This window comes from Mycobacterium sp. NGS17, assembly GCF_059813205.1.
The window spans coordinates 330,150-346,276 of record NZ_JCALED010000004.1; the positions used below are offsets into that span (position 1 = coordinate 330,150).

The 16,127-nt window shown below is 61.3% G+C and carries 20 protein-coding genes; 5 read left to right on the forward strand and 15 right to left on the reverse strand.

Translation table 11 applies throughout. The features are described from left to right. Positions 1 to 70: 70 nt before the first annotated feature. The 8 genes from AC5Y7E_RS11655 to AC5Y7E_RS11690 form a co-directional block, all read right to left on the reverse strand. Positions 71 to 1,396 carry a phage major capsid protein gene (locus tag AC5Y7E_RS11655; RefSeq protein ID WP_499949022.1) on the reverse strand — a complete coding sequence of 442 codons (1,326 nt, stop codon included), beginning with the start codon at positions 1,394 to 1,396 and terminating at the stop codon, positions 71 to 73. A 249-nt stretch (positions 1,397 to 1,645) separates the two neighbouring features. Next, positions 1,646 to 1,948, reverse strand: coding sequence for a hypothetical protein (locus AC5Y7E_RS11660; RefSeq protein ID WP_499949023.1), 303 nt, complete (start codon positions 1,946 to 1,948; stop codon positions 1,646 to 1,648). Next, positions 1,945 to 3,225, reverse strand: a complete 1,281-nt coding sequence (locus tag AC5Y7E_RS11665) for a DUF3631 domain-containing protein (protein ID WP_499949025.1) — start codon at positions 3,223 to 3,225, stop codon at positions 1,945 to 1,947. The genes AC5Y7E_RS11660 and AC5Y7E_RS11665 overlap by 4 nt, the downstream gene beginning before the upstream one ends. Next, entirely contained in the window at positions 3,222 to 3,530 is a 309-nt protein-coding gene (locus AC5Y7E_RS11670) for a DUF2742 domain-containing protein (protein WP_499949026.1), read from the reverse strand. The genes AC5Y7E_RS11665 and AC5Y7E_RS11670 overlap by 4 nt, the downstream gene beginning before the upstream one ends. Continuing rightward, on the reverse strand, positions 3,527 to 3,802 hold the full coding sequence (locus AC5Y7E_RS11675; protein WP_499949194.1) for a DUF6011 domain-containing protein: 276 nt from the start codon (positions 3,800 to 3,802) through the stop codon (positions 3,527 to 3,529). The genes AC5Y7E_RS11670 and AC5Y7E_RS11675 overlap by 4 nt, the downstream gene beginning before the upstream one ends. After that, entirely contained in the window at positions 3,792 to 4,004 is a 213-nt protein-coding gene (locus AC5Y7E_RS11680; RefSeq protein ID WP_499949195.1) for an excisionase family DNA-binding protein, read from the reverse strand. Before AC5Y7E_RS11680 ends, AC5Y7E_RS11675 begins: the two co-directional genes overlap by 11 nt. Before the next feature lie 130 nt (positions 4,005 to 4,134). Then, positions 4,135 to 4,584 carry a hypothetical protein gene (locus tag AC5Y7E_RS11685; RefSeq protein WP_499949027.1) on the reverse strand — a complete coding sequence of 150 codons (450 nt, stop codon included), beginning with the start codon at positions 4,582 to 4,584 and terminating at the stop codon, positions 4,135 to 4,137. Between the two features lies 1 nt (position 4,585). Beyond that, positions 4,586 to 5,740, reverse strand: a complete 1,155-nt coding sequence (locus AC5Y7E_RS11690; protein ID WP_499949029.1) for a tyrosine-type recombinase/integrase — start codon at positions 5,738 to 5,740, stop codon at positions 4,586 to 4,588. A 321-nt stretch (positions 5,741 to 6,061) separates the two neighbouring features. Between AC5Y7E_RS11690 and AC5Y7E_RS11695 the strand changes: the two genes are divergently transcribed. Beyond that, the gene (locus AC5Y7E_RS11695; RefSeq protein ID WP_499919527.1) at positions 6,062 to 6,922 is read left to right on the forward strand and encodes a hypothetical protein; all 861 of its coding nucleotides are present in this window, start codon (positions 6,062 to 6,064) and stop codon (positions 6,920 to 6,922) included. Between the two features lie 36 nt (positions 6,923 to 6,958). Here AC5Y7E_RS11695 and AC5Y7E_RS11700 read toward each other — a convergent pair whose 3' ends face one another. Continuing rightward, positions 6,959 to 7,201, reverse strand: coding sequence for a hypothetical protein (locus AC5Y7E_RS11700; RefSeq protein ID WP_499919526.1), 243 nt, complete (start codon positions 7,199 to 7,201; stop codon positions 6,959 to 6,961). A 993-nt stretch (positions 7,202 to 8,194) separates the two neighbouring features. Beyond that, positions 8,195 to 8,728, reverse strand: a complete 534-nt coding sequence (locus tag AC5Y7E_RS11705; protein WP_499919525.1) for a hypothetical protein — start codon at positions 8,726 to 8,728, stop codon at positions 8,195 to 8,197. Positions 8,729 to 8,903: 175 nt separating this feature from the next. Here AC5Y7E_RS11705 and AC5Y7E_RS11710 point away from each other — a divergent pair, with 175 nt between their 5' ends. Further along, positions 8,904 to 9,203 carry a DUF732 domain-containing protein gene (locus AC5Y7E_RS11710; protein WP_499919827.1) on the forward strand — a complete coding sequence of 100 codons (300 nt, stop codon included), beginning with the start codon at positions 8,904 to 8,906 and terminating at the stop codon, positions 9,201 to 9,203. Beyond that, on the forward strand, positions 9,203 to 9,535 hold the full coding sequence (locus AC5Y7E_RS11715; protein WP_499949031.1) for an excalibur calcium-binding domain-containing protein: 333 nt from the start codon (positions 9,203 to 9,205) through the stop codon (positions 9,533 to 9,535). The genes AC5Y7E_RS11710 and AC5Y7E_RS11715 overlap by 1 nt, the downstream gene beginning before the upstream one ends. Positions 9,536 to 11,614: 2,079 nt before the next feature. Here AC5Y7E_RS11715 and AC5Y7E_RS11720 read toward each other — a convergent pair. The 4 genes from AC5Y7E_RS11720 to AC5Y7E_RS11735 form a co-directional block, all read right to left on the reverse strand. Beyond that, positions 11,615 to 12,073, reverse strand: a complete 459-nt coding sequence (locus AC5Y7E_RS11720) for a hypothetical protein (RefSeq protein ID WP_499919521.1) — start codon at positions 12,071 to 12,073, stop codon at positions 11,615 to 11,617. A 683-nt stretch (positions 12,074 to 12,756) separates the two neighbouring features. Next, entirely contained in the window at positions 12,757 to 13,140 is a 384-nt protein-coding gene (locus AC5Y7E_RS11725) for a hypothetical protein (RefSeq protein ID WP_499919520.1), read from the reverse strand. After that, positions 13,137 to 13,478: a DUF732 domain-containing protein gene (locus AC5Y7E_RS11730; protein ID WP_499919519.1), complete on the reverse strand. Its 342-nt coding sequence runs from the start codon at positions 13,476 to 13,478 to the stop codon at positions 13,137 to 13,139. Before AC5Y7E_RS11730 ends, AC5Y7E_RS11725 begins: the two co-directional genes overlap by 4 nt. A 5-nt stretch (positions 13,479 to 13,483) precedes the next feature. Then, entirely contained in the window at positions 13,484 to 13,825 is a 342-nt protein-coding gene (locus AC5Y7E_RS11735) for a hypothetical protein (RefSeq protein ID WP_499919517.1), read from the reverse strand. Positions 13,826 to 14,462: 637 nt separating this feature from the next. Here AC5Y7E_RS11735 and AC5Y7E_RS11740 point away from each other — a divergent pair. Together AC5Y7E_RS11740 and AC5Y7E_RS11745 are read left to right on the forward strand one after the other, a co-directional pair. Then, a complete protein-coding gene (locus tag AC5Y7E_RS11740) occupies positions 14,463 to 14,657 on the forward strand; it encodes a hypothetical protein (RefSeq protein ID WP_499919515.1) in 195 nt (64 codons plus the stop codon). A gap of 245 nt (positions 14,658 to 14,902) precedes the next feature. Next, complete coding sequence (locus AC5Y7E_RS11745) at positions 14,903 to 15,196, forward strand: DUF732 domain-containing protein (protein WP_499919513.1); 294 nt, start codon at positions 14,903 to 14,905, stop codon at positions 15,194 to 15,196. A gap of 258 nt (positions 15,197 to 15,454) precedes the next feature. Here the strand turns inward: AC5Y7E_RS11745 and AC5Y7E_RS11750 are convergent, their stop codons facing one another. Continuing rightward, a complete protein-coding gene (locus AC5Y7E_RS11750; protein WP_499919510.1) occupies positions 15,455 to 16,126 on the reverse strand; it encodes a hypothetical protein in 672 nt (223 codons plus the stop codon). Between the last annotated feature and the right edge of the window lies 1 nt (position 16,127).

The window sequence follows — 16,127 nt, forward strand, 5'->3', positions numbered from 1 at the left end:
AGAGCGGCATCCTCGGGTGAACCTACTGGAAGGGGACGGATTGCGGGCGTCTTTGGCATAGCGCGTTCCTTTACGCGGCGTCCGTCAGGTCAACCAGGCAAATCGCCTCCGGATAGATCACCCCGAGCGCGAAACGAGTCTCCGCACGGTAGTGGATCTGGTTGTACTCGAACGCACTGTCCGCATACGGATTTGCCATAATCTCTAGGCCCCAGCGGCGGAAGATGTTCACCGCAATCTTGGAGTCCAGAACGGCTGCATGGCTTTGTGGAACCTGGGTGCTGACAACGACGCGGATACCGAAGATGTTGTCGATACCGCCCAACGTGTTGGGGTCGTTGGGGTCCAAAATGTAGCTGTTGAACGTCGTCTTCAACTTCCGCATGGCTAGCCAGTCGGCCGGATGCAGCAGGATCAAATCCGCTTCGGCATAGCTGCCGCCGACGCGAATGTCGTTCGCGGCCTCGAGGACTGTGTCAATGAGCGTGTCGCCGCCAGTGGAGTCGTACTGACGCGTCAGAGTTCCGCTGGTATTGAACAGGCCGGTCTGGTTCACACCCGTCCCGCTGCCCTGGAGCAGCTGGTAGTTCTCGCCGATGATGATCCAGTTGCTCAACTCCCGCGGCATGAATGACGCCACGTCCTCGAAGTCGGTGAACAGCTGCTTCGACACCTTCGCCAAGCCGGCCACCACCGTGTACGTGGCGTCAAAGGGCGTCAATGTTGGCCCGATGTCCGGCTTCTGGGCGTTTTCCGCAACGGCCAATGCGGACGCGGCGGTCGAGTTCGCGGTGTGTTGAATCCAGCTGACGGTTTGACCCTCGGATTCGACAACCTGAAAATATTCCGCGATCCTTGTCGGCTCCACCCGCATCGAAAATGCGTTCGGCAACAAAATTGGCGGAATCAGTGATCCGGACGCGCCTTCGCCAATGGCCGCCTTATCGCGCATGCCGCCGAACAACGCTTTGTTGCGGTTACCGCGCTCGTCGATAGTCGTGGAAAACGACTGAGCACTTTTACCGGCTTGGAACAGGGATTCCAACTGCTCTGGGGTCATGTCATACGGCGATGGGGCGTGGTGCTTGAGTTGGGCAATGTTAGACCCTTCGCCCTCTGGGAGCTGCCAGCGTTGGCCGCCTGGAAAGGCGCCGTTGTCGTATGTACCCGGATTGACGTTGGCGAAGCCGTGTTCGGCCGGCGAAGCATACGAGGACATGGCGCTTGCTTTCTTGTAAACCTCGAGCTGGTCTTCTAGGTCGGCTTGTTCGTATGCCAGCTTGTTGATATATGCGATTTGTTTCTCGGATAGCTGGTCGAACTTTCTGACGTCGAACCGTCTTGCTTCTTTGCTGATCTCATTGAGCCTCTGCTCAATCAGGAAGCGGGATTTCATGGAATGTCCTTACGGGATAACGCCTATGGGAACCCGGCGGAGTAAGTACCGGGTTCCCTAGACGTGCTTAAAGAGAACTACTTTGAATCGCACCCGTCGGTGCTGGTCAGCCGACTTAGCAAGAGCCGTGCTGTGTCGCGTTTCCCTGGTGATTGGTTCGAGCGGTGGCGGGTTGGCGGCCGGCCTTTCGGGAAGCCGTTGCCCCGTCGCGGGTCGATATGTCACCGGTCTAACGCTTAGCAAACAATTCTACACCACGCCAATCCGTAAAACCAGCAACTCGCCGCGCGCAATCACCCAGTCCTTCACCGCTTTCCGATTTGCCATCCCCCATGTGAGGCAGACGGCTTCGGTCAGTACAGCAACTCTGTGGAGCGCGAGCTGTTCGGGCGTCTCGCCGGCCGCGGTGATTTCTCGGACTTCAGGGCACAACTGGGCGATGGCCTTGATCTCGGTGAAGTCGCAGTTGTCGGTCAAACCGTCGTCGTCCACGTGCAGCAGAGTCAGGCTCTTGATGAACAGGTCACACTTGTGGCGGTCATTGGGGGTCACGATGCTTTTCCTTTCATTGCAGCCACGCAGTAGAAGCAGGGCTCTGATTGGTTGGTGCATACACAGCCGGGGCGCCGGGGCGCGGTTCTTGGTAATGGCTGTAGCGGTGTAGCGGATGTAGCGCTTCCTATGGGAGACGGTCCTCCGGGGTCGTCCGGCAGGTACCGCAACCAGGAGTCGTTGAAGTCCTCGCGCATATAGCCCTTGAGCACTTTGCCCCCAGAATCGCGAACGTTGCGGGACTTGATCCCGTACTTGCCCAGGCGCTGCGCCAGGCCGCGTGGGTCCAACGCCTTGCCATCGCGATTGATGCTGGCCCAAGGGCTTTCCTCAAGATCGTGCAGGCTCTTGAGCAACTGATCTGTCATCAGTCGGTCGCTGGCGTGTTCATCGAACACCGCCCGCACGTCCCGCAGCAGCATTACCCCAATGCTGGGACCGCCTCCCATAGAAGCCGCTACAAGCGCTACAGCGCTACGCCGCGCATCGTCGGGCCAGTGGCCGCCCGCCAAATCGGCAACGGCCAGAAGGGCTTCCCAGACATCGGCCGCGCGGTCCTCAACACCGCTCGGCATCTCAGGCCACATATCGACGGCATGTTCACACACCGAGGCGGCCCAATCGGCCAGGCGGGCCGTCAGTTCATGCGCCTGGGGCGCGTTGACTCGATAACGCCAGGGCTCAACAGGTTCTGTCGGTGCTCGCCGCCGCATGCGGCACACGACCGACCGAGACATCAACGTGTCCGGCAAGTCATCGAGGCCAGCCAGGGCAACAGCACAATAGGCGGGTAACTCTTCCGTCTCCACGGTCTTACCGCGGACCACGCATCGGCCGGCCATCGCACCCTTGCGGTGCCCGGCGTTAAGCATTCCCCGAATGTCTTCGTTGTCCTTGGCTTTCGGGCCGAAGACGGTGTCAATCTCGTCGTAGAGGATCGTTGGGCGCCCATCCGGGTCGGATACCTTGCGGAAGAGATACGCCGGACTTGTGTTGACGGCGTGAACCGGCCGCGGCACTAACGGTTCGGTGACTTCGAGAGCCCTAGATTTGCCACTACCGGGCTCCGGTGACAGGAACGCGATACGAGGGGTTGAATCCCAGCAGTCCATCAGCCAGGCGTGGGCAATCCACAGCGCATGTGCGCGGCGTTCATGCTCAGATGGATACACCACGAACCGGCCGAGAAAATGCTCGATGTCATCGAGCAACTCGGCGCCATCTACGGGTCCGTACAAGTCAAGGAACTCGTCAGTGCGGTCGGGGTTTTCGTTCACTGGTCCACCGCCCGAGGGATGTACGCGCCGCGGCGCTGCTGAATTTTTGATGCGACGGACTTCCAGTCGGCTGCGGCGGATATCGCCTTAGAGGCATCGGCCCTAGCCTCCTGGCACGTCTCAACACGAAGTGCCCAGTGCTGCGCTCCATCGAGCAGTGCGCACCACTTGCGCGGGTCGGTGTGCGCGAGGCTACACCAGGCCGGCGTGCCCAGCATGGGCCAGTCGTTCACCTGGTTGAGAATGGGCTGGATCAGCTCATAAACCGCCCACCATGAGACCTGTTGCGATTCAGTCTGTTTCACGCCGTCACCGCCTTGGCACGGCACACCGGACCACGATGCGTAGCGACAGACTTGGGCGCGGACAGCCAGTGACCGCAGTCCAGGCAACGAACCCCGAGCCTGTACCCAAGCGCCTCGGCCGCCGCGATGATCGCGGTGTCGGCGCGGTCCTCGGCGTCCGGCGCTGTGTACCCATCTTGTCGCCGGGGTGCGATAAACTGGGTGGCAGTCGATGTGTTGCGAGAAGGTCGGTTCCCAGCCCGGGCCGGCCTTTTTCGTTGTTTAGGCGGCATGGTCGCCACCGCCAAACGGCGCCATAGCGGCGTCAATCTGGTTGAGGTCAACGCGGACTAGCCGCGTGCCACTGCGATAACCGGTCAATCGCCCATCGGCGATCATTTGCCTGATGGTGCGGTCGGTGACTTGAAGGTATTCGGCCGCTTCAGCGATCTTGACGTAGCGGCGACGAGTGAGGATCTCGCGACGAGTAAGAATCTTTTCGGGCACAGAAGGTCTCCATGGTGAGAATTGGAGACTTCATGCCCGGTCGAAATTGAAGCCGTTTAGCGGACGCCGCGTGGGTCGCGCTAGACGTTACCAGAAGCGTGCGGAAATACCGTGTATCTCATCGCGGGTCGCGGCGTCTGAAACTAGATTTCTTGTCTTCGGGGTACAGGCTGCCAAGGTCTGGGCGGTTGTTCTGTTCGTTGGCCAGCTGCCAGAGCTGGTCGTTCTTTAAAGCTGCTTCCGGGTCCAGGTACTTGTGGAGGGTCTGCTGCGCACCCATTGCCTCGTCTGCCCAAGCGAGTAGGTCGCGCGAGGACAGCTCGAGAGGAGCTCTACAACTTGGGCACCATGCCGGAATGTTAGTGACCGCGTTGTCGACTAGAGGGATTTCGTGGTCTGAGGCGAAGACCATTTCCGGGCCGTTCGAGTCCTGGTGGGTTGTCTTGGCACGGTACTTGAAGCTGAGATAAACGATGCCTCCCTCTGCCGGATCGGCCTCCACTACGCCGAGCTTGTGGTCACCGCCATTTTCCGGACGGCACCAAACCTTGACTAATTCTGTGCCCATGTCACTCCTTCGTTGTTGCCATCTTGGATAGCAGTGCGGCGATCTGCCGGTCCCTCCCCTGCGCGGCGTGCTGGTAACGCATCGCCGCGGCCGGGGTCGAATGGCCAAGGCGCGCCATCAGTTCCGCCAACGTGGCGCCAGTCGCGGCCGCGAGGACGGCGCCGCTGTGCCGAAGGTCGTGCCAGCGCAAGTCATCCCGCTTAGCCGCTGACCGGGCTTTGTAAAACTGGCGGTACAAAGTGGCGGGCGCCAGGTGCTCCCCGTGGGCTGCCGGGAATAGCAGCGCATCCTTGTCCTTAGCGACGAACCGCGCCAGGTGGTCTTTGATCAGTGGCAGCAGATGAGGCGGAATCTCAACATCGCGCCGCCCTGCGTCGGACTTCGGGGTGGTGGGCTGGAAGCCCTCCTTGACTCGGACGACAGCGCGCTCGACGCGAACAATTCCGTAGCCGTCTTCTGGTCTGTCGTCCGGCTCCACGATGATGATGTCTTTGCGGCGCAGCTCGGTCAGCTCACCGAACCTCAAAGCGCACCAGGCGGCTAGCAACACCATCGCCTGATACTGCTCGGGCATGGCCTGGGTGATGGTCTCTATTTCGTCAAGTGACGCCGGGCGGATCTTGTGGACACGGCGGGCAGTGCCGGCGCCGCGGATCACACAGGGATTGACCTTGATCTTGCCGTCCGACAACGCGGTTCCCATGATGGTGCGCAGTAAGCCGTAGGCGTGGGCGCGCAAGGTCGGGGTCTTGGCGCCCATCTTCGCGTGCCAGGCCCGTACATCATCGGCGGTGATTGACGCTAGCGGCAACGCTCCGAAGGTGGGCACGATGTGATGCTCGAGCAGCTTGTCGTAGTGCTCGCGGGTCCGGTCTTTCAGGTCGCGCTGAGCCATCCACGTTTTCGAGTAGGCCTCGAAGGTGAGCTTTGGCATTGGTTGTTCGTCAGCTTCTGGGGGCGCCCACGCCCTGCGCACTATTTCCGCTTGCCGTAGTGACAGCCACGAGCGGGCTTCTTTCTTGGTGAGGAAAAGGGTGGGGGCTTTGTAGCGGCGACCATCGGGTCCGAAGTAGCGAGCGCGGTAACCCGTAGCCAGCTTGTCAACGGAACCGAATGTTCCGGTCTGGCGGTCTTTGCGACCGGCTCCGCGCGTCACTGTGGCCTTTCCAATGTCAGGTCATGACCTAGCTGTGACCTGACGATAGCACACTCATCTCCGCTAGCTTCCGCACGATTCCGGTTGTACTATTTGAGCTCAGCGCAGGTAACGCCATAAATATGCTGGTCAAGTAAACAGAGTCAGCAAACCGATTGCACTGGTTCAATCCCAGTATCGCGCACCGGCATTATTGCAGTTCAGGCCGCATTGTTAGCTGCCCTTACTGCGGGTCATGCAATAGCCATGCAATAGTAATTCGGCCAGCGCGCGCGGCGCGGCGCCACACAACTGCCCGCTATGGCTTTTAGTGTGCGTCGTGTGAGCGAAGCGCCCGAGAACGCATCGGCCACGCAGCCCAAGCCATCGCTCAACCGGTATCAGACGGCAGTGTCGTGGTGCGCGACGAACGCGACTTGGTTAGTCCCCACATGCGCGGTCCTGGCCCTGATCTTGGTCCTCATCGTGGTGAAGCAGACCGTCGAACTCCACGGGCATTACACAGAAACCAACTGGGGCAACGTAGCCGAAGCGTTTGGCGCAGCGGGCACGCTGCTCGCGGTCGTCGTTGCCTTATGGCAGTCGCTGGTCATCCGCCGCCAAGCCGAGCAGGCAAGGATCGATGCGGCCGAGCAATTCGAGGGAGAGCTGAAGTCGGCACGCGATTTGCACGCCGCAGAGATGAAAGCCGCCGACGATCGACACAAGGCCGAGCTAGACGCCCAGCGCGAAATCGCCCGAGTCCAGCGCCTCAGTCTGCGTGAGCAGGAGTTCAAGCTTGCCCTGATCAGGGTCTCGCGAGCCGCCAACGCCTACGCGCACGAACTTGCAACCCTGGTCGCGGAGACGCCGCGCATCCTAAGTGGAACCAGTCGACAGGACCGCGACGATGCGCTCAAACCGATCAGCAAGCAGCTCGCCGTGCTCGCAAGTGATCTCACCGCGGAGATCTCAGGTGCACACTTGCTGACCAATAACAACCAGCTACACAACGCCCTGGACCGAGTTACCGCGGCCGCGCTGAACGGCCCAAAAGCTGAGAGCGACTTCCGGAACACCACGGTCATGGCGGGCCAACAGCCTAACGAAACTCCCATTTTCATGGTGATGGCAGAGTTGCAACGAGTTATCGGAGACACACGCCGTCTCGCCGGGGCACTGCTTGTCACTGGAATGGACTGACATTCGCGCCATTTGAAGCCCGCTGCGCTTGGTTCCTTATGACGTGTCGCAGCCGTACCGTCCTTCGTCGTCTGGTTGCCGCAAGATGGTGACTTGGCCTGTCTCGTTGATATGGACTTGGGTGATGTTCTTGTCGTCCATCCAATTCCATTCGGTGAAGCCGATCTTGCCGTTGACCTCCTGGTTGCACCACCGCACACCCTGGTAGTCGTGGAAGATCGGCAGCTGCTGACGAAGGCTTTGGACTGTGTACTGGTAGGGCGTCGTAACAAGCCACATTTCTTGGCCCGCATACTTCCCGCAGCACGCCGGCACTGTTCCGGGCGGCAGTGTGACATTGATCAGCTCGGAGTGAACGCCGTCCGTTGGGGCTGCTGCTGTAGTTAAGGCCGGGGCTGGCGTAACAGGCGGCTGTGCCGCCGTCGTGATGGCGGCGACACGGTGATCGTCTCCGTAGATGTCGCCGCAGGCGTGGAGCTACCACAGGCGGCGATGAAAGTGGCCGCAATCAACAACACTACGATCGTCGGCAGCTCACCCATACAACAGCAGTTTGCCCGAAAACCGTACGGCTGTCTCGGCTTTGACGCTGTTTAGGCCAGAAGGAGTCGAGGCTGCGCTAGTTGTGCCGCCGGCCCGGGTCCGGCTCTGGTGGCGCGTCGGAACAGTCGCGAAGCCGCCGCTCCCATCGCTGCAATCGAATCCGCCAAAGGCGGCATTCGCCGCAATCGCAATCGTCGGGCGGCTGGCGTCGCCGCCTCACGGGTATCTCCTCAATTCGGCGTCGGTGTCACCGCTTGGCACCGCCAGCGTGCGAGCCAGGCGGTCCGCCAGCTCGCGGTGTCGGCGAAGTTCGCCATACAGCGATTGGGCCGCGGCTGTCCTGTCGAGCCGGTGACGACAGGCTCAGATCGCGCTAAAACGGCCCTTAAAACGTCGATTTCGTCATAATTCGTGGAAAATCGCCAACTCGGCTGGATTCGGTTCGCATATTTCGATTATACTGCGCCACAGTGCTTTTGAGCGTTTTCGGAGTCCTCTCGGCGGCGCTGGCCGCAATAGCGTTGTATCCATGAAATCCTATCTGACCTGTGCGTTTGCGCGTTGGCGCAGTACGTCCAAAAAAAGTCGCAGCCCGCACGGAGGGGGAAATCCGCGACCAAGGTCACCAAGCGAGCCGCCACGCAGACTTTCGAGCGGGCCTAGGGGCGGGGTGATCACCCTTGAATCTATCGCAATTATGTTGCTGTGCAACGGAATTCAGTAAAATATTTAGGAGTTAGGACAGAAGTTCACAAGCACCGCGTTACTCATATCCTCGACTACCTCGGCACGGCTGATCATGTCGCTCCGTTGGGGCTGAAAAAACGCAGCAGCGACCAACTTATCCTTTATCCGGTCGGCCACTTTGTTGCGAAAGTCCAGCTCCACATCGCGCGGAATGTTGCTCAGTCCGTGGTCGCTTGTTAGGTAGGTGCATACATTCTGGTTCTGCTGGGCAAGTTGTTGACCGATCGCCACCAGCGCGTCGTCAGTCATGTCATTGCAGAAAACCGGAGTGCGAACACCGATAGAGTGAAGATACGTTTGCGGGACGTACGCGCCGGTGTACTTAACCGAATCGACCGTTCGGGTTCCCGATGGGCAACTCGGCGGCGAGTTGGGCAGACCGTAAAGTGATACTTGGCCCGGCGCTTGCGGGGCCGCATGATTGTCATTGTCGCCCTTGCTAGCCTGCCGGTGGCCGCTGTCGCAACCGACCAGCAGGGCAAGGCAGGCTGCCGCCAGTAGAGCGGTCTTCATCATGTCCATAATCTGCCCCCACACCCCGTAGCGATTCGGAGGCACACTATCCCGACCTGCATCTCGCCGCGGGGGTTTTCCACAATTTGGGGTGTGAATACGCGGCCAAGCGCATAGGCTCACATCGACGAATCGGGCACGTCGCGAAACACGAACGTCCAATGGGGATTTGGAGCGCATGTTGACTCGTCCATCTTTTATCGCCACAACTACGTTGGCGGTTGCGGCGACAATCACTATCGGGCTCGCGGCGCCTGCCCGCGCAGATGACCAAGCGTTCCTAAACGATCTCAACACGAACCACATCGGGACTGGGCCGGTTACAGACCCACTCGGCATGGGTCACTTCGTGTGCACGCAAATCCGGGGCGGGATGTCACCGGAAGAAGCTGGACGCATGTCATGGGGACCGGGACTGGACCTGCCGGGCATCGTCGCCACAGCTCAGCGGGACCTCTGTCCGGACACTTTGCACTGATGCCCAGCCTGTGTCAGCTAAAGCGGCGGCTGGCCCTGAGTGAGAAGGCGCGTGATCGGCTGGCGCGTGTGATCGCCTGGATACTGATCGCCATCATCTTGGCGTGTGTGGTAATCGTCATCGTGGCCCTGGCTAGGCGAGGCGTGTCCCTTCCCCGATCCCGATCCACCCACCCGACCACCATTCCGAGCCGGCCAGCGGTCTACTACAAAAACTGCGCCGAAGCCCATAAGGATGGCCGCTGGAACATACCAGCGGATGACCCAGCCTACCGGCCTGCACTCGATAAGGACCACGACGGCATCGCGTGCGCGTCCCGCGCCCGGCGATGAGTACACCCCGCAGGCACAGCCCGGTTGCGGCGGGGTCTCATGGCGCTACGGGCATGAGGCGTGCAGGATGCCGTCGGCGCTGGAAGTCGCAGGCGGGCAGGCAATCTAGGGTTGCCATACTGCCATTGCGGCGCCGTGACAAAGGGCTGCAGAGCTTTGGACCGCCCGCGCTTCGTCCGACCACCCACAGTCGCAAACCGAGCTTCAATTGGGTTTTCCTGTCGATGTTGGAGGCCGCCGCGGCCCCGCCGACAACGGGAGCACTTCCCACAGGGAAGCTGCTCAACCGCTGGCACTCTCGGCGAGGCGCGCCCGGGTCAATGGCCCCGGCACTCCGCGGCGGCTGTGGCCCGAGGCTCGGCTAGAGGATCCGGTTCGGTCATCGCGCGCCACCTTCCAGGCTGTCGGCCAGCTCTCGCGCGCGATTGATTGCCTCTACCAGGCTGTCGCGCATCCACTGGCCAACCTCTGGCGGCGTCCATGCGTCACCGGAGCGGACCTGCTCTCGGGCCAGCGTCCAGGAGACGGCCGGTGGATTTCGTAGCTCACCGTCATCTACGCGGACCTCGGCACCGCCACCGTCGAGTAGGTAGACAGCGCAAGTGCGGTGCCCGTCAGTGAAGCCGTCGACAAGGATGGGGTTACGTGGTGCTGGCGGGGGTCGCCGAAACAGTCGGTCAAAGAACTTCACCGCGCCATCGCCCACAGCTCGTCGCGTCGGCGGCACTGGTCGCAGCGAATCACGTTGGCGCTCATCGGTCCTGGGTCCGCGCGGCATCCCAGTCAACAACGACTGCCGTCGGTGACCTCTCGCATTGCGTCGAGGTTGTTGAGCAGGGCTTCGACGTAGCGCCGGTTGGCCACATAGTTTGTCTGACGCGTCAGGCCGTAATCGTTGCCGTACGGCGTGATCGCCGCACTGATCCATAGCTTGCGGTCTGGCCGGCGGGGGCTGCCGCTTCGATGATGTCTTCAACGGTGTGCATCGGGTCCTCCGTGAGGGTCGTTGACGGGGCGGTCGCCCCGCGCTGCCTGGTGACACTACCCGGCGACCGAGCTCACAGCAACAACCATTTCTCCCACTCCGGCATCGCCTCTATCGGCTTATGTGTTGACACATACAGGTTTTGCGTATGTGTCAACACATACGCCTACGATTCCAGCAAACACATCGGCATGTGTTGACACTTGCGCGCTCAACGCGCGCTACCAACCGGGCGACCCATGCTGAGCACCGAGTCCCGATCGAGGCGGATCAGTCGCGGCCCGAGGCGGTAACCTTCGATGAGTCCGTCTCGAAGCCAACGCCTAACGGTTCTGGGATCGACCCCGTGCCACAGGGCTACCTCGTTGATGGATGGATGTAGTGACAGTTCCGGCATCGCCGGACTTTGCGGTGTTTGCATGGTCAAGATTGTCTAGGTGGGGCGGGGACATTCCGCAGGGTGGAACCCGGCTCAGATGAGTCTCGGCTAATGCGTGAAACGCCACACTACGGCCATGACGTGCGGTTATCGTGTGCCAGCGCGAATTTTGCAGGGGTTGGCAGGTCAACGCCCGTTTATGGGCTAGAAACCCCGCCTGACCTGCCATTCAATCTAGAGGCGCCAATTCGGCCCCTGACTTTATGGCGAGCGTCGCGCGGCACCGTCCACTAGAAGCGCCCATCAGTTCCACTGAACGCCAATCGATTCGGCGGATTAAATGAATGGGAGTCGCGACGGGTCGACTTGAAGCTTGCGCTGGCGCCGGTAGCGTTCACGCTGATAGTCGCGCTCGGCAGCCTTGCAATCCGCACAGCGGCACCGCAGGTGTACCTAGTTCGGCCATGCTCCACCGTCAAGTGTGCTCTCTATTTTGTTGGGGGTGGTTACATCTCGGGAGGGAGGGTGCTACGGAGAGTCGAGGACTCCCGGCCATTTTCGCCGAGCGATTTTTGGTTCAAATGTGTGCGCGGATTTCGTGGGCGAAAACGCGCCGCAGCCTCTGGCTCGTCCGGATGGTCGTTGCTGAGATTTTGCGTCCCCCGGCCCCCAGCTATGAAGTGAACGACGCCAGAAATTACAGCGCAAGAGGGTCCTAGTCGTAGTCGTTAGGTGGTTCCATGGCTGGCGGGTGTCCGAGCAGCACTTGGGTTAGATCTGCCCACGGCACGCGATGAAAGTAGGCCTGTTCGACGGGATGGGGCTTCTTCGAATGACCCCAACCCGACTTCTCCGCTGGGCGCCCTTCGTACAGAACGCCGTCGACGCCGATAGCGTATTTTGCTTTGCCGCTACGTGTTACGTAGACAACCCATCCGAGTTGTGATGATTTCTTCTCGTGAAATCTGAAGCCCGGAGTGGCGTAGTAGAGCGGAATCCGAGTTGGCCGTATGCCGCGCGCCTGCGCTTCTCTCACGAAGTCACTCAAAAACCGTTTCTTCTCGGACGCCTCATCTTGCAGTTGACGACTTCGCGCCTGCTCAGCAGCAACACGTTGCTTAGCCTTCGCATTTAGTGCTGCTTGCTGACGTTGCATGTCCTCGTATAACCCCATACCCGCATTCCTAGCAGACCAAGTCGGGCTAGGGAGCCGTGATTGCCGCGACACGCGTCCTCACTGCCGACACCCAGACTGCGTCAGGTCTTGCCGGTGACTCGCTCGACCCAGCTAGACCGTTCCCATTCGGCCGCAACTTTAATGGAAGCTTGAAAGCATGGCGTCTCGTAAAAGTAGCTTCGGCACAGCCACTTTGGCTCTTCTGTCTATGGTCGCAGGGATTGGGGTCGCGACGCCCGCCCGCGCAGGCGACCAATCGCTCCTAAACGACCACAATTAAAATCACATCGGGACTGGACCGGTACCGACCCAGCCGGGATGGGTCACTTCATATGCACACAGATCTGCGGCGGCATGACACGTGCGCAGGCGGCGCGGATAACGTGGGGGCCGGGCTTGGACATGCCGGGCATCGTCGACACGGTCTAACATGATCTCTCCCGTTACACGGAACCCGGCCGCGAATTCGCGTCTAACTAGTTGTTCGGGCCGCCCCTACTGTCCAAGGGCGGTCCGAACCTTTCGCTAACTTCCCAGTTGTCGCGGGGGCGCAGCCAGTTGCCTGGCTATCAGTAGTGGGAACTACTCGGGGTGGCGACCGATGAGAACCGTGACGCCGGGCCGGAACGGGGCGAGATGGCAATTTCGCCGAGTGAGTCGCTGATTATCTCGGACAACCCTCAGCAGATGTCGAAGGTTGTCCCTGAACTACTGCCGGGGGCGCGTTCCTCGATCTGCCGGTACACCAGTTGCCCGACGCACGTGCCGAGATCCTTGGCCACCAGATCGATCCGTTCGGGTGCCGGCATCGCCGCGGCTTGACGACTGCCGTGGCCGGTGGCCTGCGGTCCGCCCCACGAGTCCCACGTGATGTGCTGGATGGTGCTCATGGCGGTGCCTCCCAGGTCGAACCCTGCTGGCCGTGGGCTGCCGAGCCCCTCCGCGTACGGCAAGCCCGCTGGCTTGGCGATGCCCAGCGTGGGGGTTTGGTCGGCGTGAGCCAGTGGTGCCAGACCCAGTCCGGCGGTAGCGACGGCGACCGCCGCTATTGGGTGTCGCATCATGCTTTGACTCCTGGGCAGTAGTACTTGATCGCGGCGTTGATCACGATGTCGGTCTGCCGGTCGGACCCGTCACCGGCGGTGGACCGGACCTGGTCGCGGGTGGCTCCCGCGTTCAGTCGGGAGCAGATGGCCTTAGCTCTGGTCACCGCGTATTGGACATTGCCGGGATCGACACCGCCGGCCCGTAGGTCGTTCATCATGTACTGCGCTTGGCCTTCTCCGCAGTCTTCAGTGCACGGCGAGGCATGGGCCGGGGCGATGGCGATTGCGGCGGCGACGGCGAGGCCGGTCACTGCGTTGGCGGCGAGGATCGCGAAAAGGCTGCTGCGGCTGGTCATGTCGGTCACCACATACCGTGGTGTGACTGACCGTTGGTGTACCAGTCGGCCCAGTACCCGCTTGCGTTCGGGTGGGCGTGGTATTCCGCCTGTACGCCACCGACCAGGTTGTCGCACGCGATGAACTGGTTCTCGCCGGCGCCGGCGTTGGCTCCGACTGCCGACAAGCATTGCCGCTGTGGGTAGCCCGCGGCCTGCTTCATCTCGGCGTTGCCGATCTTGATCCATGCGTGCGCTGGGTGGCTGTTGTGGTCCCAGCCGCCTTGGGCGGCGTTGGCGGGGGCTGCGATACCGATTGCGAAGGCGATAAGTGCGCCGGCGGCGAGGGCGGTGAGGGTGGTTTTCAATGCGGTTTCTCTTTCCTCAATGGGTTGGGGCTAGCACCAGTTGCCTCGGCGGTAGCTGCCGTTCCAGTGGCAGCCGTTGTGCCAACCCGGCGGGTATCCGTTGCCGTAGACCCAGCCGCCACCGTGGGGGCTTGGGGTTGATGTAGCCGCAGGTGCCGTCGTTGGGCATCCAGGCGTGGGCTGTCGCTGCGGAAGCACCGACAGTTACCCCCTGAGCTACGGTCCCGACCCGTAGTTCACGTGGACGCTAACAGATGGTCAGGTATGCAACCGGAGATTCAGCAAACCCCGTTGTAGCTGCGATGCGGCGCCTGCGCGGGATTTGGCGTTGTTCCGGGAATTCGCCACGGGCAGGCAGGTATACCGGCTATATCACCGGCCCAAAACGACGCAAGCTTATCGGCATGAACCATTTCATCGACCTGTACGACAGGTCGGCCTAGGGCCGGACAGAGTCAGCATTGGCCGAGAGAATGCCGACTGGTTCCAGCCTGAGCGTGGCGACCAAGTCTCAGTTGGACGTGCGGTCATGTGGCGGCGGCGCGGATAGACCATGGTCCGGTCCTTGAAACATCCCGACTTAAAGAACTGCCGAGAACGCTCCGGCGCGGGCGCTCAGGTGCGTACTGTGCGGCTTATGACCGGCCCGCTGATCTACTACAAGCCCTGTTCCATCGGGGGCATGTACTTCCGTGAATGCCTGACATGCGGCGCCATCGTCAAGAACGAAGGCCTCCACACCCTCTATCACGAGCAACAGACCAGCCCCCAACGATGCCCTAAATGCGGGCTACTCGACATCGGTCGCCATATCTGTCCCGAACAGGGCTGACCGTCATGTCGCCGGAACACAACTGCCCGTGGCCACCGGTGTCAGCGGCCGAATCACATTGCTCCGGCACGATTTACCTGGTGCGCAATTGCGAGGCACTGCAACCGCGGAAACATCGAGGCTACGCTTCAGCGCATCTCCCTCGGGCGCGTGCGGGGCGTAGACACGCACGCGGGAAAGCAGATTCGGTTGCGCGGAAAGACCACCGCTGGTGACCATTGGTGCAGAGACGAAGGGAACCGCCCATGAGGAAGTACGTAACCGCCCCCATCGCCTGCTGTGTGGTCGCCGTCGGCATACCTGGCCACGCAAGCGCGTCACCGAACGATGACAGCTTCCTCGTCGCCCTGCGTGACAACAACGTCGTGGTGCCGCTGTCCGTAGACCCGATTCAGACTGCCCAGACCGTCTGCACGGACCGGAAGAATGGGCAGCCAACCGACGCGATTGCCCGGACAGACCGCGTCGCGCTCTTTACCAATGCCGCCGCGTTCGTGGACCTGGCAATCGAGTACTACTGCCCGCAGTACCCGTCGTGACCGTGGCGCGATGATCATTCACGCTCAAATCCGCTGAGGGTGAATCAATCTCGCGGCGCGAGCGTCCGGAGACGAGAAATCTCTGCGGGGATGTTTCCGCAAAGCTGCGCGATGGGTAGGCAGTGTTCAAGCAACGCGGCGGGGCTAGCACTGTGGCGATGCTAGCTCTCGGTGGTCAATAAAGCGGCCGCCGAGGGCGCTCCACCTTCAGCGCCGGTCAGGCGGCAGTCCTGCGGGCAACGAGATGCTTTCCGTGCATCAGTACTCGAGGCCGAAGCCGCCGCGCAAGTCCTTATGCGCGGCCTCTAGGGTGCGGTCGCATAGGCCCACGAGTGCGTCGAGGTCCAGATCCGATTCCCTGCCCAACCGGTCCAGCCACACCGTCTCCACTTTTCTCAGCTCGGACCACTTCAGTTCGCCCTCGTAGTACACGGTGACGTCTTCCTGTGGGGCGGGGCACGCGGTGGTCTGCGCCAATTGTCGCTTGCACGAATCCAATTGGGTCAGCGAATAGCCGTGTTCGCGGAACTGACGGTCCCACTCGTCGAGCAGGAGACTCACCATGTCGCGCACCGGCGGAGCGGCATAGACCATCAGCTCGGCTACGCCGTCGTCGAGGCCCAGCCGCATGCGGAAGTCATAGAGCTCCCGGATGGCCTCGGCGCGCCGCTGGCTGGCGATCTCCTCGGCGGTGCCGGCACCCTCGTACTGGGCTGCTCGCTTGACGTAAATGGTCGCCGAGATCAGCGACTTCAACACGGCCTTCTTGTCATCGGCCGCCCGCTTCTCGAAGTCGAGGACACGTTCGTGGCGGCGGTCCTCCGCCTTGTTCCTGGCGTCGATGCGCTTGGTCCAGATCGCGACGGCGGCGCTCGAAATCACCGAGGCGAGAGGTACGAGCGCATTGGCCACTAACGTCGTCCAGTTCATT

Coding starts and splice junctions, on each gene's coding strand:
- AC5Y7E_RS11740 (WP_499919515.1), top strand. CDS start 14,463: ATGACCGGCCCGCTGATCTACTACAAGCCCTGTTCCATCGGGGGCATG.
- AC5Y7E_RS11675 (WP_499949194.1), bottom strand. CDS start 3,802: ATGCCGCCTAAACAACGAAAAAGGCCGGCCCGGGCTGGGAACCGACCT.
- AC5Y7E_RS11715 (WP_499949031.1), top strand. CDS start 9,203: ATGCCCAGCCTGTGTCAGCTAAAGCGGCGGCTGGCCCTGAGTGAGAAG.
- AC5Y7E_RS11700 (WP_499919526.1), bottom strand. CDS start 7,201: ATGTGGCTTGTTACGACGCCCTACCAGTACACAGTCCAAAGCCTTCGT.
- AC5Y7E_RS11685 (WP_499949027.1), bottom strand. CDS start 4,584: ATGGGCACAGAATTAGTCAAGGTTTGGTGCCGTCCGGAAAATGGCGGT.
- AC5Y7E_RS11730 (WP_499919519.1), bottom strand. CDS start 13,478: ATGACCAGCCGCAGCAGCCTTTTCGCGATCCTCGCCGCCAACGCAGTG.
- AC5Y7E_RS11710 (WP_499919827.1), top strand. CDS start 8,904: ATGTTGACTCGTCCATCTTTTATCGCCACAACTACGTTGGCGGTTGCG.
- AC5Y7E_RS11750 (WP_499919510.1), bottom strand. CDS start 16,126: ATGAACTGGACGACGTTAGTGGCCAATGCGCTCGTACCTCTCGCCTCG.
- AC5Y7E_RS11745 (WP_499919513.1), top strand. CDS start 14,903: ATGAGGAAGTACGTAACCGCCCCCATCGCCTGCTGTGTGGTCGCCGTC.
- AC5Y7E_RS11725 (WP_499919520.1), bottom strand. CDS start 13,140: ATGATGCGACACCCAATAGCGGCGGTCGCCGTCGCTACCGCCGGACTG.
- AC5Y7E_RS11655 (WP_499949022.1), bottom strand. CDS start 1,396: ATGAAATCCCGCTTCCTGATTGAGCAGAGGCTCAATGAGATCAGCAAA.
- AC5Y7E_RS11720 (WP_499919521.1), bottom strand. CDS start 12,073: ATGGGGTTATACGAGGACATGCAACGTCAGCAAGCAGCACTAAATGCG.
- AC5Y7E_RS11705 (WP_499919525.1), bottom strand. CDS start 8,728: ATGATGAAGACCGCTCTACTGGCGGCAGCCTGCCTTGCCCTGCTGGTC.